We start from the raw sequence: 18000 nt of genomic DNA, 5'->3' as shown, positions 1-18000 counted from the left end.
TCGTACAGCAAGTGAAGGCAGCAATTAAGGATTAACCAATACTCGGTGCGTCATCCTGCCATTCTGCGAATTGCGAGCATTGGTGAGTGGTGGCTTAACCAGGCGGCGCTACTTGAGCTGGCCGATGAGAGCAGTCGTCTGGCTTGCGCGGGATTGAGCAGGCCTCGAACAAGACAGAAATTCTCGAAGACGCAGATGGCTCTCGCCGACTACGCGCCGCGATAGCCGTTCGGGTTCTTCATCTGGAAATGCCAATGGTCGGCACACATCTGTGTCAGTGATCGCGTTGATGTCCAGCCCAACAGGTTCTTCGCGAGAGTTGAATCGGCATAGCAGATTGCGACGTCACCGACCCTGCGTTGGTCGATCACATACGGGACTGGCCGGCCACTCACTTCCTTGAATGTTTGGATCACGTCCATGACGCTACTGCCGCTTCCTGTTCCGAGATTGACCGTCAGAAGGCCGGGCTGTCTCAGTTGGCTCAGGGCGCTCAGATGTCCGGATGCAAGATCGACAACGTGAATGAAGTCACGGATCCCGGTGCCGTCCGGAGTATCATAGTCGTTTCCCCAAACATGCACCTCCGGACGCCGTCCGATCGCCACTTGTGCTACAATCGGCAACAGATTGTTCGGCACGTCCAGGGGATCTTCTCCGATCAGTCCGCTTTCGTGGGCGCCAACCGGATTGAAGTAGCGCAAGATGGCAATCCGCCAATCCTTGTCGGACTCATGAAGATCCTTCAGTATTTCTTCGATGAAGTATTTTGTGCGGCCGTACGGATTGATCGGTGCGACAGGATGCTTCTCGTCCAGCGGCAGGTACGCGGGTGTCCCGTAAACGGTTGCGGATGAACTGAAGACCAGCGTCTTGACGGATGCTCGCGTCATGGCGGACACGAGCCGCATCGTTCCCACGACGTTGTTGTCGTAATAGGTGATGGGTTGAGCGCTGGACTCGCCCACCGCCTTGAGGCCGGCGAGATGAATGACCGCGGTCACGTCGTGGGCGCGCAGGATTTGGTAGATCGCCTCTTCATTGCGGATATCGGCATGCCGGAAAATGACCGATCGCCCGCAGATGGCTCGTATCCGTTCGAGGGAGGCGCTGTTGCTGTTGGAAAGATTGTCGACCGCGACGACATCGAGCCCGGCGTCGAGTAGCGCGACAGCGATGTGGGATCCGATATAGCCGGCACCGCCGGTCAACAAGATCATTTCCGCTTCCGTTTCGCGTCTGCGTGGTCAATGCTCGCCGCGCGCGGGAAATCATCCCGCGCGGTGATGTCGATGCGCCAGACCGGACGAGTCTCGGCTATTTCCGCAGTCGGATCGCCCCGTCGGCTTTGCTCATGTCCTTGCGGGTATGGCCGTTGGTGAGGGAGACTTCGAAGTAGTTCTCCGCATGGTCGATCGCGCCAAGTGGTGCCGGCCGGCCCGCTCTCGCGATCTTGGGAATTTCCCGGCCGGGTGGGAGGAGCCGCTCGGTCACGTCAACGATCTGATGCGCCGAACTGCTGTTTCTCGACCAAGCCGCAGATCGATGGTTCAATCCCCAGATTGCTGCCTGCGTTCTGTTTTGAACCCGAATCTTGCGAAGGATCGCCTTGATGTGAACCTTCACCGTGGCTTCGGCAATCTTGATCTTGCGCGCAATGCACTTGTTGGAATCGCCTTCAATCAGGCACTGCACGATTGAAACTTCCCGCGGCGAAAGTTGCTGAGCCAGCGTGTCATCTGCCGTTGCGACGGCATGATCGTCATCGTTGGCTACAGGGGCATCGTCCAGCTCGCGTTTCTCGGTATCGAGAGCGGACTCCAAAAATGCCGGCGGGAATACCGTCCCACCCATCATGACGAGTTCGATGGACTTGATGAACGCGTCGCAGTTCATCACGTCGATGAAATATCCGGTGGCGCCGGCTCGGAATGCGGCAACCAGATCATTCAGTTGAAAGTGATCCGCGACAACTGCGACACGTGCATCCGCGTGACGGCGCTTGAACGAGTCGATTTGCTCGACTGTCGGGCGAAAATCATCGCCACTATGAACGATGAGGAACAGCGCCGGACTGGCGGGGGCTTTCTGAAGCGCCTCGTCGCCGGGCCAATCATCGGCGTCGTATATTGAGGTTAGGACGAAATTCTCCGAATTTAGAATTCTTGCAAGGCCTTCTTTGCGAAGACTATTTTCACCAACCAGCGCAATGGCAAAAGGATATCGTCGTCTCATGGAAACTCTCCCGGACGCTACAATGATACAAGCGGTTGAACGGTTGAACCCGGCTCATTTTTGGTGGCCCGCCCAGCTGAAAAGAACGACGTAAAAACAAGCTTCCTCAGATTTGGTCGATGGAACAAACCTGGGACGAAAAGCGCTTAACCCACTCCGAAAATATTTAAGAATGTTAGATGCTAATCCCCAATATCCCTATATACCGTTGGTTATAGGCATTTGGGGCCGCCAAACTGACGAGGGTGATCTCTTGGTCCTGGTCGACGGGCACTCGCTGAGGGTGCGTCGGATCGTCGCTGCGATTACGCGTTGTGTAATCACTTTGTCGGCGTGCTCCGGGCGGTAGATTCACGGGACCCAGCGACAACAAAACCTTACTGAAATGTCTCATATTGGAGTAGCTTATTAATGACATGGGCGCCGATCTGAACTGAGGGGGACTGAGGGTTGATCGGAAATGCATTTCAGTCGTGTAGTCATTGCCAGTAGATATCCAGTCGTTTTATTGGGTCTGAACTGCCTGCTCGAAGCAGAGCGTGATTTCAAAGTTGTTGCTCGCTGCAATGATATTGCGAGCTGCTTCAAGGCAATACAGAGCCTTGCGCCCGACATCGCCATTTTGGACATGTCGATGCCTGACATTTCTGGGCAGGCCATGCTCGAGGTCGCAAATTCCGGGGCGCTTGGTGTGCGGCTCGTGTTTCTTGCCGCCTCGGTTGAGGATCGCGATCTCGCGATGCTCGCAGCAGCGGGAGCTTGCGGTGTTCTTCTGAGCGAGGAGGAGCCCGAAACGCTCTTGCAGACGTTGCGGCAAGTCGCCGACGGCCAGAAGACGTTGCCTCCGCCCTCGTACGAAGAAGCCATCCCTTACGCGCAAACGACGATCCCGGAGAAATATCTTGCGGTGCTGACGGACCGCGAGCGTCAGATCATGCGTTTGGTATCGGAGGGCTTGTCGAACAAGGAGATTGGCCGCCGTCTGAAGGTGGCCGACGGTACCATCAAGGTTCATCTGCACCACATCTTCCGCAAGCTCGAGATCAGCAACAGGACCGTCCTTGCTACGCTTGCCGTCTCATATTCCGGGCCGACCGGGTCTCCATCCGTCGAATAGCGGCGACGGGCCGGCGTTTTTTCATCGAGCTTCGCGCGCGATGATCATCCGCGCTAGATCAACGGGCTGCCTGTCCGCTTGGAGATTGCGGAAAACGTGCGTCGCAAGGCAGTTGCGATGATGACGCCTGCGCAGCAGCCAGTGCCTTTGACGAGCATGTCCTTTACGTATCCATGTCTGTCGGGGAGCGTTCTTTGGATGAGTTCGAAGCCGACGACTATAGCGAGAAGGACGAGCAGGATTGGCAGCACGTGCTTCGGATAGGCGAGCGAAAAGGCGACCCCGATAATGAACAGAGCTGCAAAACGATCGATGTTCGCCGATATCAACGTGTGCGGACGGAATGCCAGCGGAGTATCGGTGACGATGAAGAGGCCTAGGATCAAACCCCAAGCCAAGCATCGGAATACGGTTTGCGTCATCCCTTGTGGTTCAGCAAGAGCGCAGTAACCTGGTTTCATCATTCGCATTCGCAACTACTCTTCAGGCGCGGCCGTTTCAAAAGATGGATCGTCGTTGCACGATGGGATCAAGCTCAACTGCGGATCACCATGGCGGGCTAGGTTTTGCCAAGCCACTGGCCAATGTCTCTCGATCCGATGACCCGTTTGGGCCGGTACGGGTTGATCGTTCCAGCCGAAAGTCTCTCGATGCGCTGGTCCTCCGCCAGTTTCCTTGTGAACTGCTTCGCATCCTGTTCGGATACGAATGTCGCAGTCCTTCGTGCGTGCCTGTCGGGCGGAGCATCGCGTTGATCAATGAAGGAGACGTACCAGATGTGCCTTGCTGTCATGCGGGACCTCCGAGGTCAGGTCTAGGCGCGAATACAAATTCGAGACACCAGGCGGTGATATCTGAAAGCGCTTCGGCGAAGCGTCTTCTCCGTTGTGTAGTCGTGATTGGTTTCTGCGAGCCAAAGCAAGCCGGCGATTGGTCCGTCCACAATGGACGGGAATTGCAGCTTTAGCTCAGCGTGTCTCCGGGGCTTTCAGAGTACTCCTCCTGGACATCAAGCTTGCACGCTTCGCTCCATCGCGAAGTTTTAAGATGGCCACGAGGCGCCGCAAGCGAGCGCTGCGTTCGCTGCTATTCATGCCGCAATGGAAAACTGAAGGACGAACAGTGACTGGCCGCCCGGCTCGGGGCTGTCGCTGATTTCGACATGCCAGCGAAGATGACGCAAGAATGGCTCCGTCACGTCGTGCTTGAGTATCTCGCCGCTCAGTTCAATCGCCGTCGTCCGTGCGGCGAAAATGTCGGGAAGATCCAGGCCGACATCATCGAGCACTGAATGGCCGCCGTGGATATGAAAAAAATACCGCGGCATTGATGTCTCCGGATGAGGCGAACATTCCGACGACTGCGACGAGCTCGACGCATCAAAGTGGTGTCATCGCACCACGGTGAGGCGGACGGCAAGCCGCTATTCTAGGAGGGCGGATCATCATTGTTGGGTACCCCGACGTGGACCTGCACCATCATCGGTTCGGAAGGTCGAGCGACGCATCGGGTCGACAGAGGAGACCAGCCGAATTCGTGCGGGCTTGTCGGCAATGAGCCAGCGATTCGGTCGTCGTGATTTCGAGACAATGGCAAGCGGCCGGCAGGACGCCGAGAACGCCGCTCGTCACCGCGAATACAATCACGCCGCTACAGAAGCAGAGGCAGGCCAGCACCCGAAGCTAACGAGCAGCATTTTCACGACGGCCCATGGTGCTCGCCAGAGACGCGGGCGATCAATTATTTGTGCGGTGCGGCAACATTTATATTGCATTGCAATAATAGCTGACTAACTCTGCTTCTCACGTGCCATTGAGGAGCCTTCCGTGATCAAGATTTCCCTCTCCGCCATTGCCGCCGCTCTCGCGATCGCAACCGCTGCGTCCGCTGCGGAACTTCCGACCTACGAGGCCGCGGGCCTGCCGATCTCGGCGGTGCAGGCCGGCGTGATCGGCGCCGCCAATGCCCGCGAGCAGGCGCCCGTTGCCACCACGTCGGCAACGCCGCATCAGCTCAGCGTTCTGACGCCCCGCAACAAGATGACGACCGCGCGGGCCGCTGCCCGCACCGACCGTTCGGTCCACTGATCGGCGTAGCCGTTCCCGGGAGGCCCGCGACGAAGTCGCGGGTCTTCGGCGGGCCAATCCTCTTAGACCAAAATAGATCGCGTCGCCGCCAGGTCGCGCTTGCCGGCGGGTGATACGCTTGGCGCGAACTCCCGCAAGTGGAGTTTGATTGCGGCGTCGACCTCGTCAGGGTGATCGACCTGAGGCAGCCGTCGAGGTCGAGAAATGGTGGCTGATCGTCAAGTCGGCGAATATCAAGCCGGAATAGCTGCAATTAATTGATCCAATGACAATTTTTTGGCGTGATTGGCGGATGCGCGCCAAGACATGCGCTGTCATGGCAGGGCTGGCAGCTTGCAGGCTCGGCACTGGAAATCGTCGCCGCGCTCGTCGGCGCGAATTTCGAATTCCTCCGAGACCCGAACAATTCGGTTGCGAAACGGGGCGACCTCGGAAAGCTCAGCGTGGCCCGTGCGTCGGCATTTCGGGCACCGCAGGATCTCGATCCAGCTGGAGTGGGTCATGACGTGGTCTGCAAACGCTCGCGGAATGATAACCCCGTCTGGCGCGAAGAAAATTGATCCAGCTCAAAAACGCGGTCGTATCTCCCCCAATTCCGCACCTGTTCAAACGCCAAAGCGCGTTTCGAGGCTCCCGGGCGAGCGCTGTCCAAATCGGTGAAAACCCTGACCGCGTTAACCTTTGATTAACCATGCGGTCCGATTGTTAACCATTCGACAAGACAACCGAGTCAGGGGCGATGGACGCAACTCAACAGGTCGCACGTCAGCAGGTCCGCATGCGCGGCCGTTCCTACGTTGCGTTCGTTTTCTCGCCGGTCGTGCCTGTGGTGTCCTGGCTGGCCGAGATCGACGCGACGCTGGCGAAGTCGCCGGGTTTCTTCACCGGCAAGCCCATCGTGCTCGACCTCTCGGCGGTCGATCTCAGCCAGACCGCGATCGCGCATCTGATCGGCAGCCTCGGTGAGCGCAACATCCGCATCCTCGGCATCGAGGGCGTCGACGAATCGAAGCTCGGCGCCAACATGCCGCCGCTTCTGACCGGCGGCCGGGCCTGCGCGATCACCCATGTCGAGCCGCAGAAGCCGCAGGTGCAGGAAAAAAACAAGGACAAGGACAAGACCAAGTTGCCGTCGCTGCTGCTGGAGAGCCCGGTCCGTTCCGGTCAGTCGATCGTGTTTGCCGAGGGCGATGTCACCGTGCTCGGCTCGGTCGGCTCCGGTGCCGAGATCGTCGCCGGCGGCTCGATCCATGTCTACGGCACTCTGCGCGGCCGCGCGATGGCTGGCATCAACGGCAATTCGGCAGCCCGCATCTTCTGTCAGAGGATCGAGGCCGAGCTGCTCGCGATCGACGGCTACTACCAGACTGCGGAAGAAATCGCCGACAGCTTGCGCAACCGGCCCGCCCAGGCGTGGCTCGAGGGCGAAATGCTGCGCATCACACCATTGAACTGACCGACCACAAGGAGAGAGAGAATGGCCAAGGTTTTGGTCGTGACGTCTGGGAAGGGCGGGGTCGGTAAGACGACCTCAACCGCCGCGCTCGGCGCGGCGCTCGCACAAATGGGTCAGAACGTCGTCGTCATCGATTTCGACGTCGGCCTGCGCAACCTCGACCTCGTGATGGGCGCGGAGCGGCGGGTGGTGTTCGACCTCATCAACGTGGTGCAGGGCGTCGCCAAGCTGCCGCAGGCGCTGATCCGCGACAAGCGGCTGGAGAATCTCTGGCTGCTGCCGGCGTCGCAGACCCGCGACAAGGACGCGCTGACCGAAGAGGGCATCAAGAGCGTGATCGCCGACCTCAAGACCAAATTCGACTGGATCCTGTGCGACAGCCCGGCCGGTATCGAGCGCGGCGCGACGCTCGCGATGCGCTACGCCGACGAGGCCATCATCGTCACCAATCCGGAAGTGTCGTCGGTGCGCGACTCCGATCGCATCATCGGCATGCTCGATTCCAAGACGGTCCGCGCCGAGCGCGGCGAGCGAGTCGAGAAGCATCTTCTGGTCACCCGCTATGATGCCGGCCGCGCCGCGCGCGGCGAGATGCTGTCGATCGACGACATCCTGGAAATCCTTGCGACCCCCTTGCTCGGCATCGTCCCGGAAAGCCAGGACGTGCTGCGCGCTTCCAATGTCGGCTGTCCGGTCACGCTGAACGCAGCAAGCAGCGCGCCGGCGCGGGCCTATACCGACGCGGTACGCCGCCTGATGGGCGAGGCGGTGGAGATGACCGTACCGGTTCAACGCAAGGGGCTGATGGACCGGCTACTGCGACGGAGGGCGGCATGATGAACGTAATGCGGCTGTTCGGCGGCCGCGCCGCATCGGCGCCCGTCGCGCGGGAGCGGTTGCAGATCCTGCTTTCGCATGAGCGTGGCCGGACCGGCGCGCCGGATCTCCTGGAGACACTTCGTTCGGAAATCCTGAGCGTGGTTTCCAAACATATCGACGTCGACCCCGACAAGGTCGTGGTCCGGATGGACCGTGGCAAGTTCGTCTCGATGCTCGAGGTCGACATCGAGGTTCCCAATGGCGTGCAACGATCGAAGATGGTGGCGGCCACATGACGGCAGACAGCGATAGTCACATTGCCTGGCAGCGCGCGCAGCTCAAGAAGCTGCGGGCGGCGTTGAAGGCGATCGAGGCCGATCAGCTCGGTAAGGCCAATTGCGGCCGCGCGACGCAGATGACGATCGACGAATTGCAGCGCAAGATCGGCGAGTCGGGCCGCTGCATCGCCGAGTACGAGCGCCGTACCCGTCGCCCGCTGGCGACGGATCTCGGCAGCCTCGCCAGCGTCAGCTGGACGCACTGGAACGCCAACATGCCGATGGCCAAGGCGCCGCGCCATCGCGCGTGAGAGCTGGTTGTGACCGCTTGCTCCGTCATTGCGAGCCACCCGGTCGGCGCAAGGCGCCGCCGGATGACAGGCTCCGCGACGCAATCCATCCCTCCGCGCGTGGGGTGACGATAGATTGCTTCGCTTCGCTCGCAATGACCTGGAGAGGCCAGCGGCCTACAGCAAGAACGCCAGCGCGCTCTCACAACTATCCTCGATCTTGAGCGTGAGCAGTTCGTCGGCGCGGGTGCGGCCGAGATTGACGGCGGCAATCGGCAGGCCGCGCTGCTCTGCCATTCGGACGAAGCGAAAGCCGGAATAGACCATCAGCGAGGAGCCGACCACCAGCACGGCGTCGGCCTGCTCGAGATGGGCCTGCGCTGACGCGACCGTATCGCGCGGCACATTCTCGCCGAAGAACACCACATCGGGTTTCAGCACGGCGCCGCAGGCCTCGCAGACCGGCACCACAAACGACGAAAAATCCTGCTCGAGATCGGCGTCGCCGTCGGGTGCGTCGGCGGCATCGAGCGCGAGCCAGGCGGGGTTTCGTCGCGCGAGCTCGTCCTGGAATTGTTCGCGCGGCATCGTCGCGCCGCAGCCGAGGCAGCGCACCACGTCGAGCCGGCCGTGCAGGTCGATTACCCGCTGGCTGCCGGCGGCCTGGTGCAGGCGGTCGACATTCTGCGTCAGCAGCAGCTCGCAGCGCCCTTGCTGTTCGAGCTTGGCCAGTGCGCGATGCGCGCCATTTGGCGCGGCGCGGCCGAACCGCCGCCAGCCCACCATGCTGCGCGCCCAATAGCGCTGCCGCGTCGCCGCTTCGCCCAAGAACGCCTGGATCGTCACCGGGCGCGTCCGCTTCCAGTTGCCGTCACTGTCGCGATAATCGGGAATGCCGGAATTCGTGCTGCAGCCGGCTCCGGTCAGGACAAACAGGCGCTTGTGGCTGGCGACGAAATCCTCGAGGGCGGGGTGTTGCATGGCAGCACATCTAGTGCGGCGCGCGCATCTGCGCCAGATGTGGGGCTGCCGCGAGCGGACCTTTCACGGCGCCTCTGCGTTGACGGCATGGCACCCGAGACGTGGTGCTGCGCGCGCCTGTTTGCCTGGCGCAATTGCCGACGGAGTGATCGATGCGGCCGGGATTCATCGTCGTCGTTTGCGGGCTGATGTCGCTGGCGCTGTCGCCGTCCCATGGTCAGGATACGGGCGTGTCCGGCGAGCAGGCGTTCAACAATTCCTGCCGCACCTGCCATACGGTCAAGGACGGCGACAACCGCGTTGGCCCGAACCTGCACAATGTCGTCGGCCGCAAGGCCGGATCGGTTGCGAACTTTTCTTATTCGGAGGCGATGAAATCATCCGACATCGTCTGGGATGAGAGCACGCTGCTGCGCTTCATCGAGGATCCCGAGGCCGTGGTGTCGGGCAACGGCATGAAGCCGTATACCGGCGTGCGCTCGGCGGAGGATCGCGCCAGGATCGTGGCGTTCCTGAAATAACCCGGCAAGTGACCGTTGGCGAAAGGCCGGTCTCACTTTGCCGGCACGACGAAGACCTGGCCGGGATAGATCAAATTGGGATTGCGGATCTGCTGCGAGTTGGCCCGATAGATCACGGCGTAGCGCTGTCCGGCGCCGAATGCGCGCTGGCTGATCCGCCACAGGCTGTCGCCGCGGGCGACGGTGGTCGTGGTGATCTTTGGCACGATCACAGCGGAGGGGGACTTCACATCAGATGCGGTGGTGGTCGCCGCGGCGGCGAGCTGCGGTTTGGCGATATCCGCACGGACGGACGAGGTTGGCGATGCCGGGATCGATGCGGTCGTCATCGTGTCCGGAACGTTGAACGGCACCTCGGCCCGCGCGCGGACCTTGCCGGAGGTGGGGTCGACGTCGTCGAGCCGCACCTGATAGTTGCCGGCGGTCACGCCCTTGTTGATCGTGACCGAGAGGTGCCCCGCCTCGTCGGCTGTCGCGGACGTGATCAAGCTGCCGTTGAGATAGAGCCTGACGGTCGCGCCGGGAGCTGCCTGACCGCTCACATGGAGCTTGCCGTCCGGTTCGGTCTCGACGGCCTCGATGGCCACTTTCGCCGGCGCCGTGGCCGCAGGTTGCGACAGCACGCGGACCGGTTTGTCCGGCGCCATCAGCGCCACCATCGGCCGCTCCCTCGTCGCAGCCTCGAGCGCCACCGCCACGCTTTGTTTGGAGGTCACCTGCTTGCCGTCGCGCGTGATGCGCAGGGTGAGGTCATAGTCTCCCGGCGGAAGCGGGCGCGGGACCATGACGAACTGGCCGGACTTGTCTGCCACGGCGCGATCGTGCACCTCGCCATTGCGCAGCAGTTCCACCGTCGTGCCCGGTGGCGCCCGGCCGGCGACAACGGTCTCGCCGGTCGGTTCGATGTTGACGACGTCGAACTCCGGCACCGCGTCGCCGCCCGGTGCCGGCGCCGGTCCCGCCAGCACGTCGGCCAGCGCCGCGGTCTCGGTTTGTGCCTTTGCCAGCGCGGTCTTGCTTTGGTCTCGCGCCGGAGCCGCCGGCGCGGATGGTGCCGTCGCCGTCAAAGGCGTGTTCCCGCCCAGGATTTGCTGGGTTTGGCGGATGCCGAAGACGAGCGCCGCCGTGCCGCCGGCGGCAAGTGCCAGCAACGGAATGACCAGTCGGATCGCCGTGGCATTCATGATTGTCATCCGCGGATGATGTCCCCCGCGCATCCGCGCGCGACCCCCGCCCCCCGCGGGGATTTAGTGAGAGACTGCGCCGGTTTGCGCCGGCCATCAAGTCGGATGTAGGGATTACTTCTCTCGGGCAGGCCGGCCGATCTGCCGGCTCACGGCGCCCGGCCCGTGCCGGGATCACGTCAGGTTCAGAACTCCAGCGCCGCATTGTCCACTACCTCCTTCATGACGAAGAAGGTGCGGGTCTGCCGCACGCCGGGCAGCGCGATCAGCTGATCGCCATGGATGCGCTTGAAGTCGTCGACGTCGCCGGCGCGGATCTTGAGGAAGTAGTCGAAATCGCCGGCGACGAGGTGGCAGTCGAGCACGCATTTGAGCTTCGCCACCGCCTGCTCGAAGCTCGCAAAGCTCTCCGGCGTCGAGCGGTCGAGCACGACGCCGACCATGACCAGCGTGCCCTTGCCGAGCTTGCGCGGCGCCACCATGGCGCGGACGCCGCTGAGATACCCCTCGTCGAACAGCGCTTGCGTCCGGCGATGGCAGGTGGCGGGGCTGACGCCGACCTGATCGGCCAGCTCGGCATTGCTGAGCCGGCCGTTCTTTTGCAGCAATCTCAACATCTTGAGGTCGATGCGATCGAGACGCGCGGGCATGGAAGAATCTCTCACCATTAGCGAATTTTGTGAGAGAAAACATATCATTTGGGCCAGATCCAGCAATCTTTAGGAACTACGCGAGCCGAGTTAGAGAGCACCTTTCGCGCCAGGGGTGATAGCTGTGGCCGCCGTTCCAGACCACCAAAGAGGATGCCAGCATGCTGGAGAAGTTCGCGCGCTATCCGCTCACATTCGGGCCGACCGCCATCGAGAAGCTCGATCGGCTGTCAAAGCATCTCGGCGGCAAGGTCGAGCTCTATGCCAAGCGCGAGGATTGCAATTCCGGGCTCGCCTATGGCGGCAACAAGCTGCGCAAGCTCGAATACATCATCCCCGATGCGATCGCCTCCAACGCCGACACGCTGGTCTCGATCGGCGGCGTGCAGTCGAACCACACCCGCATGGTCGCGGCCGTCGCGGCCAAGATCGGCATGAAGTGCCGGCTGGTGCAGGAAAGCTGGGTGCCGCATGAGGACGCGGTCTATGATCGCGTCGGCAACATCCTGCTCTCGCGGGTGATGGGCGCCGATGTGCGGCTGGTCGACGAAGGCTTCGACATCGGCATCCGCAAGAGCTGGGAGCAGGCGATCGAGGAAGTGAAGGCGGCGGGCGGCAAGCCCTATGCGATTCCGGCCGGTGCGTCCGTGCACAAATATGGCGGGCTCGGCTATGTCGGGTTCGCCGAAGAGGTGCGCGCGCAGGAGCGCCAGCTCGGCGTCAAGTTCGACTACATCATCGTCTGCACGGTGACCGGCTCGACCCATGCCGGCATGCTGGTCGGCTTCGCCGCCGATGGGCGTGCGCGCAACGTGATCGGCATCGACGGTTCGTTCACGCCGGCGCAGACCAAGGCGCAGGTGCTGTCGATCGCGCAGAACACGGCAAAGCTGGTCGAGCTCGGCCGCGACATCGTCGAGGATGATGTCGTGCTGATCGAGGACTACGCCTATCCCGCCTACGGCGTGCCGTCGGAGGAGACGAAGGAGGCGATCCGCCTCAGCGCGCGGCTCGAGGGCATGATCACCGACCCCGTCTATGAGGGCAAGTCGATGCAGGGCATGATCGATCTGGTCCAGAAGGGCTTCTTCCCGGCCGGATCGAAAGTGCTCTACGCGCATCTCGGCGGCGCACCGGCGCTCAACGGCTACGCCTACGCGTTCAGGAACGGCTGAGGCGAGCCGGCTTCTGATTTCGTGGCTTCGTAGCCCGGATGAAGCGCAGCGCAATCCGGGTAGGTCTCTCGGCTGCACGATCCCCGGATTTTCGCGGAGCCTGTCACCGGGCGCGCGTTCGCGCGACCCGTTGGCTCCATCCGGGCTACGCATTCCTACCTCCTCTTGAAAAGGGGAGGTCGCTTTGCTCGCAGAGCAAAGCGGGTGGGGATCTGCTCTCTCCGCTTGCAGCGTCGCCTGCGGCTGACCCCCATCCCGACCTTCCCCCTTGCAGGGGGAAGGAGCTGGCGGGCTTCTGATTTCGTGGCTTCATCCGGGCTTCTTTCGATGTCCCATGTCAGGTCCGCGTCAGCTTCGCCCGGTAATTTTACTGGGCCAGGCGAGTTGGGAGACCATCGCGTGAGGATGAATGCATTCGGCCGAGCCATCGCCACGCTCGGCATTGGCATCGTCGCCGTGGGGCATTGGGTCTGGACCTACCAGGGCCAGGGTGCCGCGCCGCACGCCCGCCTGCTGGCGATGAATCACGCAGTCGAGCTCTACGCCGGCATCTTCCTGATCGGCGTCGGCGTCCATGCCCTCGCATCCTGGTACTGGTTCAGCGATCCAAATCCGCCGGCGCGCTCCTCCGTCGGGGAGCCGCAGTAGCGTCCGCCTTGGCGGCAATGCCGGTTGAGGTACTGTCCCGGTTAGGACACTCGGAGAGGGAAGTCAGGACACCTGATGCCCGGTGGAATCTGGAATGGGACACTGCCGCTGACTGACATACGCTAAAGCGCCCGCCTGATCAGACGTGTAACACTTTGAACATTATGTTCAGGACCGATTTAGATGGCGTCGAGTTCAGCCTCATAGGTTTGGCGGGGATATCGCTCGTCGCGTTCATCATCAGCTTAGGCTGGCTTCTGATCGGCTGAACTGCCGTAGCTCATTGGAGACGTCAACTTGGCCTTAGCGCTCTCCCGGCGCTGGGGCCGTTTTCTAATTAGGACACTTCCAAAATCAACCTAGGACACGGGGCATCAATACGGACAGCCGCCCGGTTGAGGTGCTGTCCTAGTTAGGACACTCGCTTGGGGAAATCAGGACACTCATTCACATATGCAAATGCCCTTCCGTGCCATCGAGGTTCTAGCTTACGCGGGGGTGTCCATAATCTTTCCCTACCCCACGGGCGCTCCCCGGCCTCAGCCTCGTTGTCCGAGTGCTGGGGCCGTTTGTTTGAGTGCCGCATCGCATCTGCCATGACACGCATGCTGACTTTCCCATGTGAATGCGGGAGCAGACCTATTGGACGCAGGGTCGAGTTCTCATGGAATGACAATCCCTCTGGCCCCGGCGCTAGCTGCGTGCCGGGGCCGCTTTATTCTCAGCGGCGCGGTAAGGCGGCCTCAGCGTTCGTTCCAACGCGCTGGGGCCGTTTCCTTGAGGGGAACAGTCTCGCTGGAAGGCCTGATTGATCGCCACTCTCTACATAGCATCTCGGATTGGTGTCCCAGCATACCCGATTGGGCTGCGACATTCCGGACAATGGCGCGCTCGGGAGCGAGTAGCTTCAAGGCCACATCATCACACTGCGCTGCCATCGCTCGCATCTCTTCCGACGTCATGGTGTCGTATTAGAGGGCGCTTCGACCGGGGCTGCATTTGCCTATGTTTCAGCCCCAAGCTGGGGATTGTGCCAGAGATTCAGCCGCGGGCTTGCGGAGGATGGATCGCAACTACAGGAAGGGACGCGCCGCTCTCTTTTGGCGTGACGGCTAACTCGGAAGCAGAAGTGCGCGAGCGATTTGAATCGAGCTTGCGCCGATGGATCGGCATCATAAACGGAGAGGCCGCCAACTGAGGCGGCCTTACTCAACGACGCCTTTGATATCGGACCTTCGCCGGAACAGTCTTATTTGTCCGATCAGCGGTCGGATCAGATATTTTAGAGCAAGGCCGAGACCTATGATCGACACCAGGATTGGCCAGTAGGCCAAGATCGCAAGAACGGCCAACCATTCCGGGCTGCGCCGCTCCCGCCAATAATACACCGACGCCGCGATGACGTGGGCCACCAATAGCGCGGCCCAAATGGCTAGCGCGACGATGACGGGCTCATCGAATGTCAACGCTTCCCACGCGGCTTCAGCCGGCCTTGAAGGCGCACTTTCGCTTCCCATGGCTTGCTCGACCTCCCTCAGCTTCCAACCCCCGCGAGGGCGGGCTTATTCCATTGGAATGCTAAGGGGGACGGTAGCGGCGGCTGGAACTCCGTTCACCCACGGAGAACCCCGGTAATACTTCTTCCCCGTGGAGGGAGAGCACTTGGCGGACCATAACGATTGCTAAAGCCAGAACATCTGACGTGCGACTCAGTATTCTTACCGAGAACATCGGCCAAGCTACGGTTTTCGTTAGCTTTATCGGAATCAGGACACCCCAAAATTCAACTTGGGACACGGGGCTTAAATACGGACAGCATCTCGGTTGACAAAGAAACAAAATAGGAACATAGGTTCTGTAACCTGAGGATGTGGCGATCGCCTCATTTGCGGCGGTATTGCGCGGCTGCAGGACCAAGGACCAAGCCGCGCACCACTTGCGGATGAATTTCGCCGCCCCCTATGATAGGTTGTGGCTGGGGGAATGCGCGTCATGAGAGTTGCGATCTGGGCGGCCGTTGCGGCCGCGTGGCTGTTTGCGCCTGCAACTCCGTCGAGCGCCCGCGGTCCCTACGGCTCGATCACGGTCGGCAACTGGAAGGGCGGTGCTTTCACCAACGACAAGAATGGCGCCTTCACCCATTGCTCGGCAGGCACCACGTATCAAAGCGGCATCTTCTTCATGGTGTCGATCGCCGAGAATGGCAGCTGGCGGCTGGGCTTTGCCCATGACAGCTGGCGTCTCACGCCGGGCGAAGCGTTTCCGCTGGCGCTGACCTTCGACGGCCAGCCGGCGTTCAACGTCTACGGCATGCCGCTCGGCACCCAGCTCGTGAATGTCGAGATGCCGGTGAATTCCAGCCTGATCAACCAGTTCCGCAAGGCGCGCCAGATGACGGCCTTCGCGCAGGGACAATTGTTTCAGTTCAACCTCAATCAGACCGCGCAGCTGCTGCCGGCACTGCTCAACTGCGTCGTCTCGGTGAAGAAGAACGGCGTCTCCAATGCCGGCGAGTTCGCGGTCGCGGCGAAGCCTGCGGCTGCCCCGCCGCAGCAGGCGGCAGCACCCAACGCGCCGCCGGCGAAACAGGCGAGATCGGGGACGGGGACCGGCTTTGTGGTCAGCAGCAGCGGCCATGTCGTCACCAATCACCATGTCGTCGGCGGCTGCAGCGAGATCACGGGCAACCTGAGCGGCGAGGCGCCGGTCAAGCTGCGCCTGGTGTCCGACGACGAGACCAATGATCTCGCGTTGCTGCAGGCGCCGACTCCGTTCAAGGATGTCGTCAGCCTCAGGCAAAACCCCATCCTGGTCGGCAACGGCGTAGTGGCGATCGGTTATCCCTATCACGGATTGCTGACATCGGATTTCACGGTCACCACGGGCATTGTCTCTTCGCTGAGCGGCATCCTCAACGACACGCGTCATCTGCAGATCAGCGCCGCCGTGCAGCCAGGCAACAGCGGCGGTCCGCTGTTCGACCTTACCGGCGCGGTGGTCGGCGTGGTGGCCGCCAAACTCGACGCGGTCAGGATGGCGCGGGCAACGGGGACCATCCCGGAGAACATCAATTTCGCGATCAAGACCGGCGCGCTGCGCGACTTTCTCGACAACAGCGCGGTGGCGTACCGGACCGCCGAGTGGCGCGAGGAGATGAAGAAGGAAACCGCCGAGATTGCCAGGAATGCGCGCGGCTACACGCTGCTGATCACCTGCACAGTGAACGAGCAGAGCGCGAACGCGAAGCGGGGAAACTGAGGCCTCCGCTGTTCCCTCTCCCCGTCCTTGCGGCAGGGCGACCGGATAGGGCTATCGGCCACACGTCCTTCCCTGCGAAATCCGGGCAGCCGCCGGCTCCTTTGCATGGGGTTGTTTTCGATATTTTGGCAATGCGCGCCTGCGACGTCGGTTCGTAGGATGGTAGAGCGAAGCGAAACCCATCATCGTTCAGGTGAGAGATCGATGGGTTTCGCTGAGTTTATCATCGAGCCGCGCGTTGCGCGGACCCGTTGGCTCTACCATCCTACGCTTGCCATGCCTGCCGCGTGCAGGCGGGGCATCAGAGCTCAGTCGCCGAGCCGCCGCAGCGTATGCACCGTGATCTCGGCCGGGCAGTTCAGCCGCACCGGCGCAAGGCTGGTGCCGGCACCGGTCGATGTGTAGCCGGCAAGTTCACCGAACCGCCAGGCGCCTCTGCCCATCCGACGCGGCAGCCGCGCCTCCAGCTTGATCGCGATGCCGCCGGGCAGGCAGAGCTGGCCGCCATGGGTATGGCCGCTCAGCATCAAATCGAAGCCGGCCGCCGCCGCCGCGCGGTAGGATTCGGGCGTATGCGCCAGCAGGATCGAGAACGCATCGCGCGGGATCGCCGCGGCAGCCTTTGCAATGTCGTCGGTGCGGTAGAAGTGCGCATCGTCGATCCCGGCGAGGTGGATCGTCACGCCATCGCGCGTGACCGGCTCCTGCTCATTGAACAGCATCCTGATGCCCATCGCCTCCAGCGCCGGCGTCATGCGGATGCTGTCATGATTGCCGAGGATGCCGTAGAGCGGCAGCTTGATCCGTGCGCACAGATCCCGCATCAACGTGAGGCTCGTTTCAAACGGCCCATACGTCTTGCCGCGGTAGTCGCCCGTGAGAACGCAGATATCGCAGGCGATGTCGCTCACGATGTCCATCAGATGCCGCATCGCGTCCTGGCTGATGTCGGCGTGGAGATCGCTGAGCTGAAGCATGGTGAAGCCGTCGAAGGCCGCCGGCAGGCGCGCCGACGTCACCAGATTGCGTCGCACCTCAACCTGGTCGGCATTGCGCCGCGCGCGGCCATGGAGGCCGGCGACTTTCAGCGCAGTCTCGACGATCCGCGGCGCCAGCTTCCAGTTCTCGACATTGAACAGCAGCGTGCCCTGGCCGAACACCTGCTTCTCATGCGCGGCCTCGATCCCAAGCCGGCGCACGACGTGATCCGCGCCGATCCGCTCGACCAGTCCCTGCAATGCCGTGTCGGCCATCGTCCCCCGTGCGGCCCGCGATGCGAAGCGCGGACCGGCGCGACACTA

20 protein-coding genes are annotated in these 18000 nt (G+C 61.8%); 10 read left to right on the top strand and 10 right to left on the bottom strand.

The genetic code is table 11. From position 1 onward, the window contains the following. Positions 1–209 precede the first annotated feature (209 nt). A complete protein-coding gene (gene galE / locus AKL29_RS09795) occupies positions 210–1220 on the bottom strand; it encodes a UDP-glucose 4-epimerase GalE (protein WP_050384000.1) in 1011 nt (336 codons plus the stop codon). A 97-nt stretch (positions 1221–1317) separates the two neighbouring features. After that, the gene (locus AKL29_RS09790; RefSeq protein WP_028335244.1) at positions 1318–2235 is read right to left on the bottom strand and encodes a LuxR C-terminal-related transcriptional regulator; all 918 of its coding nucleotides are present in this window, start codon (positions 2233–2235) and stop codon (positions 1318–1320) included. A 460-nt stretch (positions 2236–2695) separates the two neighbouring features. Here AKL29_RS09790 and AKL29_RS09785 point away from each other — a divergent pair, with 460 nt between their 5' ends. Then, the gene (locus tag AKL29_RS09785; protein ID WP_225162391.1) at positions 2696–3352 is read left to right on the top strand and encodes a LuxR C-terminal-related transcriptional regulator; all 657 of its coding nucleotides are present in this window, start codon (positions 2696–2698) and stop codon (positions 3350–3352) included. A gap of 53 nt (positions 3353–3405) precedes the next feature. Here the strand turns inward: AKL29_RS09785 and AKL29_RS09780 are convergent, their stop codons facing one another. Continuing rightward, the gene (locus AKL29_RS09780; RefSeq protein WP_082190530.1) at positions 3406–3822 is read right to left on the bottom strand and encodes a VanZ family protein; all 417 of its coding nucleotides are present in this window, start codon (positions 3820–3822) and stop codon (positions 3406–3408) included. A 620-nt stretch (positions 3823–4442) separates the two neighbouring features. Next, on the bottom strand, positions 4443–4679 hold the full coding sequence (locus AKL29_RS09770) for a DUF6894 family protein (RefSeq protein ID WP_028335246.1): 237 nt from the start codon (positions 4677–4679) through the stop codon (positions 4443–4445). A gap of 499 nt (positions 4680–5178) precedes the next feature. Between AKL29_RS09770 and AKL29_RS09765 the strand changes: the two genes are divergently transcribed. Beyond that, positions 5179–5439, top strand: a complete 261-nt coding sequence (locus AKL29_RS09765; RefSeq protein ID WP_028335247.1) for a hypothetical protein — start codon at positions 5179–5181, stop codon at positions 5437–5439. 314 nt (positions 5440–5753) lie between these two features. Here AKL29_RS09765 and AKL29_RS42745 read toward each other — a convergent pair whose 3' ends face one another. Continuing rightward, positions 5754–5942 carry a hypothetical protein gene (locus AKL29_RS42745; protein ID WP_157347893.1) on the bottom strand — a complete coding sequence of 63 codons (189 nt, stop codon included), beginning with the start codon at positions 5940–5942 and terminating at the stop codon, positions 5754–5756. A gap of 236 nt (positions 5943–6178) precedes the next feature. Between AKL29_RS42745 and minC the strand changes: the two genes are divergently transcribed. The 4 genes from minC to AKL29_RS09740 are packed head-to-tail and all read left to right on the top strand — an operon-like array spanning position 6179 to position 8303. Next, positions 6179–6895 (top strand): septum site-determining protein MinC, encoded by a 717-nt coding sequence (minC, locus tag AKL29_RS09755; RefSeq protein ID WP_028335249.1) that lies wholly within the window; start codon positions 6179–6181, stop codon positions 6893–6895. A gap of 21 nt (positions 6896–6916) precedes the next feature. Then, on the top strand, positions 6917–7732 hold the full coding sequence (gene minD / locus AKL29_RS09750; protein ID WP_028335250.1) for a septum site-determining protein MinD: 816 nt from the start codon (positions 6917–6919) through the stop codon (positions 7730–7732). Next, the gene (gene minE / locus AKL29_RS09745) at positions 7732–8010 is read left to right on the top strand and encodes a cell division topological specificity factor MinE (RefSeq protein WP_026192121.1); all 279 of its coding nucleotides are present in this window, start codon (positions 7732–7734) and stop codon (positions 8008–8010) included. The genes minD and minE overlap by 1 nt, the downstream gene beginning before the upstream one ends. Continuing rightward, complete coding sequence (locus AKL29_RS09740) at positions 8007–8303, top strand: hypothetical protein (RefSeq protein ID WP_016842303.1); 297 nt, start codon at positions 8007–8009, stop codon at positions 8301–8303. The genes minE and AKL29_RS09740 overlap by 4 nt, the downstream gene beginning before the upstream one ends. Before the next feature lie 156 nt (positions 8304–8459). On the opposite strand, the gene AKL29_RS09735 is transcribed toward AKL29_RS09740, so the two are convergent. After that, on the bottom strand, positions 8460–9263 hold the full coding sequence (locus AKL29_RS09735; protein ID WP_050383996.1) for an NAD-dependent protein deacetylase: 804 nt from the start codon (positions 9261–9263) through the stop codon (positions 8460–8462). Positions 9264–9415: 152 nt separating this feature from the next. Between AKL29_RS09735 and AKL29_RS09730 the strand changes: the two genes are divergently transcribed. Continuing rightward, complete coding sequence (locus AKL29_RS09730; protein ID WP_050383995.1) at positions 9416–9784, top strand: c-type cytochrome; 369 nt, start codon at positions 9416–9418, stop codon at positions 9782–9784. Between the two features lie 32 nt (positions 9785–9816). Here the strand turns inward: AKL29_RS09730 and AKL29_RS09725 are convergent, their stop codons facing one another. Both AKL29_RS09725 and AKL29_RS09720 read right to left on the bottom strand, forming a co-directional pair. After that, positions 9817–10968, bottom strand: coding sequence for an Ig-like domain-containing protein (locus AKL29_RS09725; protein WP_244481875.1), 1152 nt, complete (start codon positions 10966–10968; stop codon positions 9817–9819). A 185-nt stretch (positions 10969–11153) separates the two neighbouring features. Continuing rightward, positions 11154–11618, bottom strand: coding sequence for an Lrp/AsnC family transcriptional regulator (locus AKL29_RS09720; RefSeq protein ID WP_028335254.1), 465 nt, complete (start codon positions 11616–11618; stop codon positions 11154–11156). A gap of 161 nt (positions 11619–11779) precedes the next feature. Between AKL29_RS09720 and AKL29_RS09715 the strand changes: the two genes are divergently transcribed. Then, positions 11780–12793, top strand: a complete 1014-nt coding sequence (locus AKL29_RS09715) for a 1-aminocyclopropane-1-carboxylate deaminase (RefSeq protein WP_028335255.1) — start codon at positions 11780–11782, stop codon at positions 12791–12793. Between the two features lie 405 nt (positions 12794–13198). After that, positions 13199–13441 (top strand): hypothetical protein, encoded by a 243-nt coding sequence (locus AKL29_RS09710; protein WP_050383993.1) that lies wholly within the window; start codon positions 13199–13201, stop codon positions 13439–13441. A gap of 1205 nt (positions 13442–14646) precedes the next feature. On the opposite strand, the gene AKL29_RS09705 is transcribed toward AKL29_RS09710, so the two are convergent. Continuing rightward, positions 14647–14958: a hypothetical protein gene (locus AKL29_RS09705; RefSeq protein WP_244481874.1), complete on the bottom strand. Its 312-nt coding sequence runs from the start codon at positions 14956–14958 to the stop codon at positions 14647–14649. Positions 14959–15433: 475 nt separating this feature from the next. Between AKL29_RS09705 and AKL29_RS09700 the strand changes: the two genes are divergently transcribed. Continuing rightward, positions 15434–16699: a S1C family serine protease gene (locus AKL29_RS09700; protein WP_050384059.1), complete on the top strand. Its 1266-nt coding sequence runs from the start codon at positions 15434–15436 to the stop codon at positions 16697–16699. A gap of 308 nt (positions 16700–17007) precedes the next feature. Here AKL29_RS09700 and AKL29_RS09695 read toward each other — a convergent pair whose 3' ends face one another. Further along, the gene (locus AKL29_RS09695; protein WP_050383992.1) at positions 17008–17952 is read right to left on the bottom strand and encodes a metallophosphoesterase; all 945 of its coding nucleotides are present in this window, start codon (positions 17950–17952) and stop codon (positions 17008–17010) included. Positions 17953–18000 lie beyond the last annotated feature (48 nt).

The organism is Bradyrhizobium pachyrhizi, from assembly GCF_001189245.1.
Taxonomy (GTDB): Bacteria; Pseudomonadota; Alphaproteobacteria; order Rhizobiales; family Xanthobacteraceae; genus Bradyrhizobium; species Bradyrhizobium pachyrhizi.
The sequence above is the reverse complement of the archived record's forward strand: the minus strand, read 5'-3'. Positions and strand labels throughout refer to the sequence as shown.

What these genes read in the sequence shown, in the direction of transcription:
- minE (WP_026192121.1), top strand. Translation starts at nt 7,732, where the DNA reads ATGAACGTAATGCGGCTGTTCGGCGGCCGCGCCGCATCGGCGCCCGTC.
- AKL29_RS09720 (WP_028335254.1), bottom strand. Translation starts at nt 11,618, where the DNA reads ATGCCCGCGCGTCTCGATCGCATCGACCTCAAGATGTTGAGATTGCTG.
- AKL29_RS09790 (WP_028335244.1), bottom strand. Translation starts at nt 2,235, where the DNA reads ATGAGACGACGATATCCTTTTGCCATTGCGCTGGTTGGTGAAAATAGT.
- AKL29_RS09740 (WP_016842303.1), top strand. Translation starts at nt 8,007, where the DNA reads ATGACGGCAGACAGCGATAGTCACATTGCCTGGCAGCGCGCGCAGCTC.
- AKL29_RS09710 (WP_050383993.1), top strand. Translation starts at nt 13,199, where the DNA reads ATGAATGCATTCGGCCGAGCCATCGCCACGCTCGGCATTGGCATCGTC.
- minC (WP_028335249.1), top strand. Translation starts at nt 6,179, where the DNA reads ATGGACGCAACTCAACAGGTCGCACGTCAGCAGGTCCGCATGCGCGGC.
- AKL29_RS09730 (WP_050383995.1), top strand. Translation starts at nt 9,416, where the DNA reads ATGCGGCCGGGATTCATCGTCGTCGTTTGCGGGCTGATGTCGCTGGCG.
- AKL29_RS09695 (WP_050383992.1), bottom strand. Translation starts at nt 17,952, where the DNA reads ATGGCCGACACGGCATTGCAGGGACTGGTCGAGCGGATCGGCGCGGAT.
- AKL29_RS09780 (WP_082190530.1), bottom strand. Translation starts at nt 3,822, where the DNA reads ATGCGAATGATGAAACCAGGTTACTGCGCTCTTGCTGAACCACAAGGG.
- galE (WP_050384000.1), bottom strand. Translation starts at nt 1,220, where the DNA reads ATGATCTTGTTGACCGGCGGTGCCGGCTATATCGGATCCCACATCGCT.
- AKL29_RS09770 (WP_028335246.1), bottom strand. Translation starts at nt 4,679, where the DNA reads ATGCCGCGGTATTTTTTTCATATCCACGGCGGCCATTCAGTGCTCGAT.
- minD (WP_028335250.1), top strand. Translation starts at nt 6,917, where the DNA reads ATGGCCAAGGTTTTGGTCGTGACGTCTGGGAAGGGCGGGGTCGGTAAG.
- AKL29_RS09705 (WP_244481874.1), bottom strand. Translation starts at nt 14,958, where the DNA reads ATGGGAAGCGAAAGTGCGCCTTCAAGGCCGGCTGAAGCCGCGTGGGAA.
- AKL29_RS09725 (WP_244481875.1), bottom strand. Translation starts at nt 10,968, where the DNA reads ATGAATGCCACGGCGATCCGACTGGTCATTCCGTTGCTGGCACTTGCC.
- AKL29_RS09785 (WP_225162391.1), top strand. Translation starts at nt 2,696, where the DNA reads ATGCATTTCAGTCGTGTAGTCATTGCCAGTAGATATCCAGTCGTTTTA.
- AKL29_RS09715 (WP_028335255.1), top strand. Translation starts at nt 11,780, where the DNA reads ATGCTGGAGAAGTTCGCGCGCTATCCGCTCACATTCGGGCCGACCGCC.
- AKL29_RS42745 (WP_157347893.1), bottom strand. Translation starts at nt 5,942, where the DNA reads ATGACCCACTCCAGCTGGATCGAGATCCTGCGGTGCCCGAAATGCCGA.
- AKL29_RS09735 (WP_050383996.1), bottom strand. Translation starts at nt 9,263, where the DNA reads ATGCAACACCCCGCCCTCGAGGATTTCGTCGCCAGCCACAAGCGCCTG.
- AKL29_RS09700 (WP_050384059.1), top strand. Translation starts at nt 15,434, where the DNA reads ATGAGAGTTGCGATCTGGGCGGCCGTTGCGGCCGCGTGGCTGTTTGCG.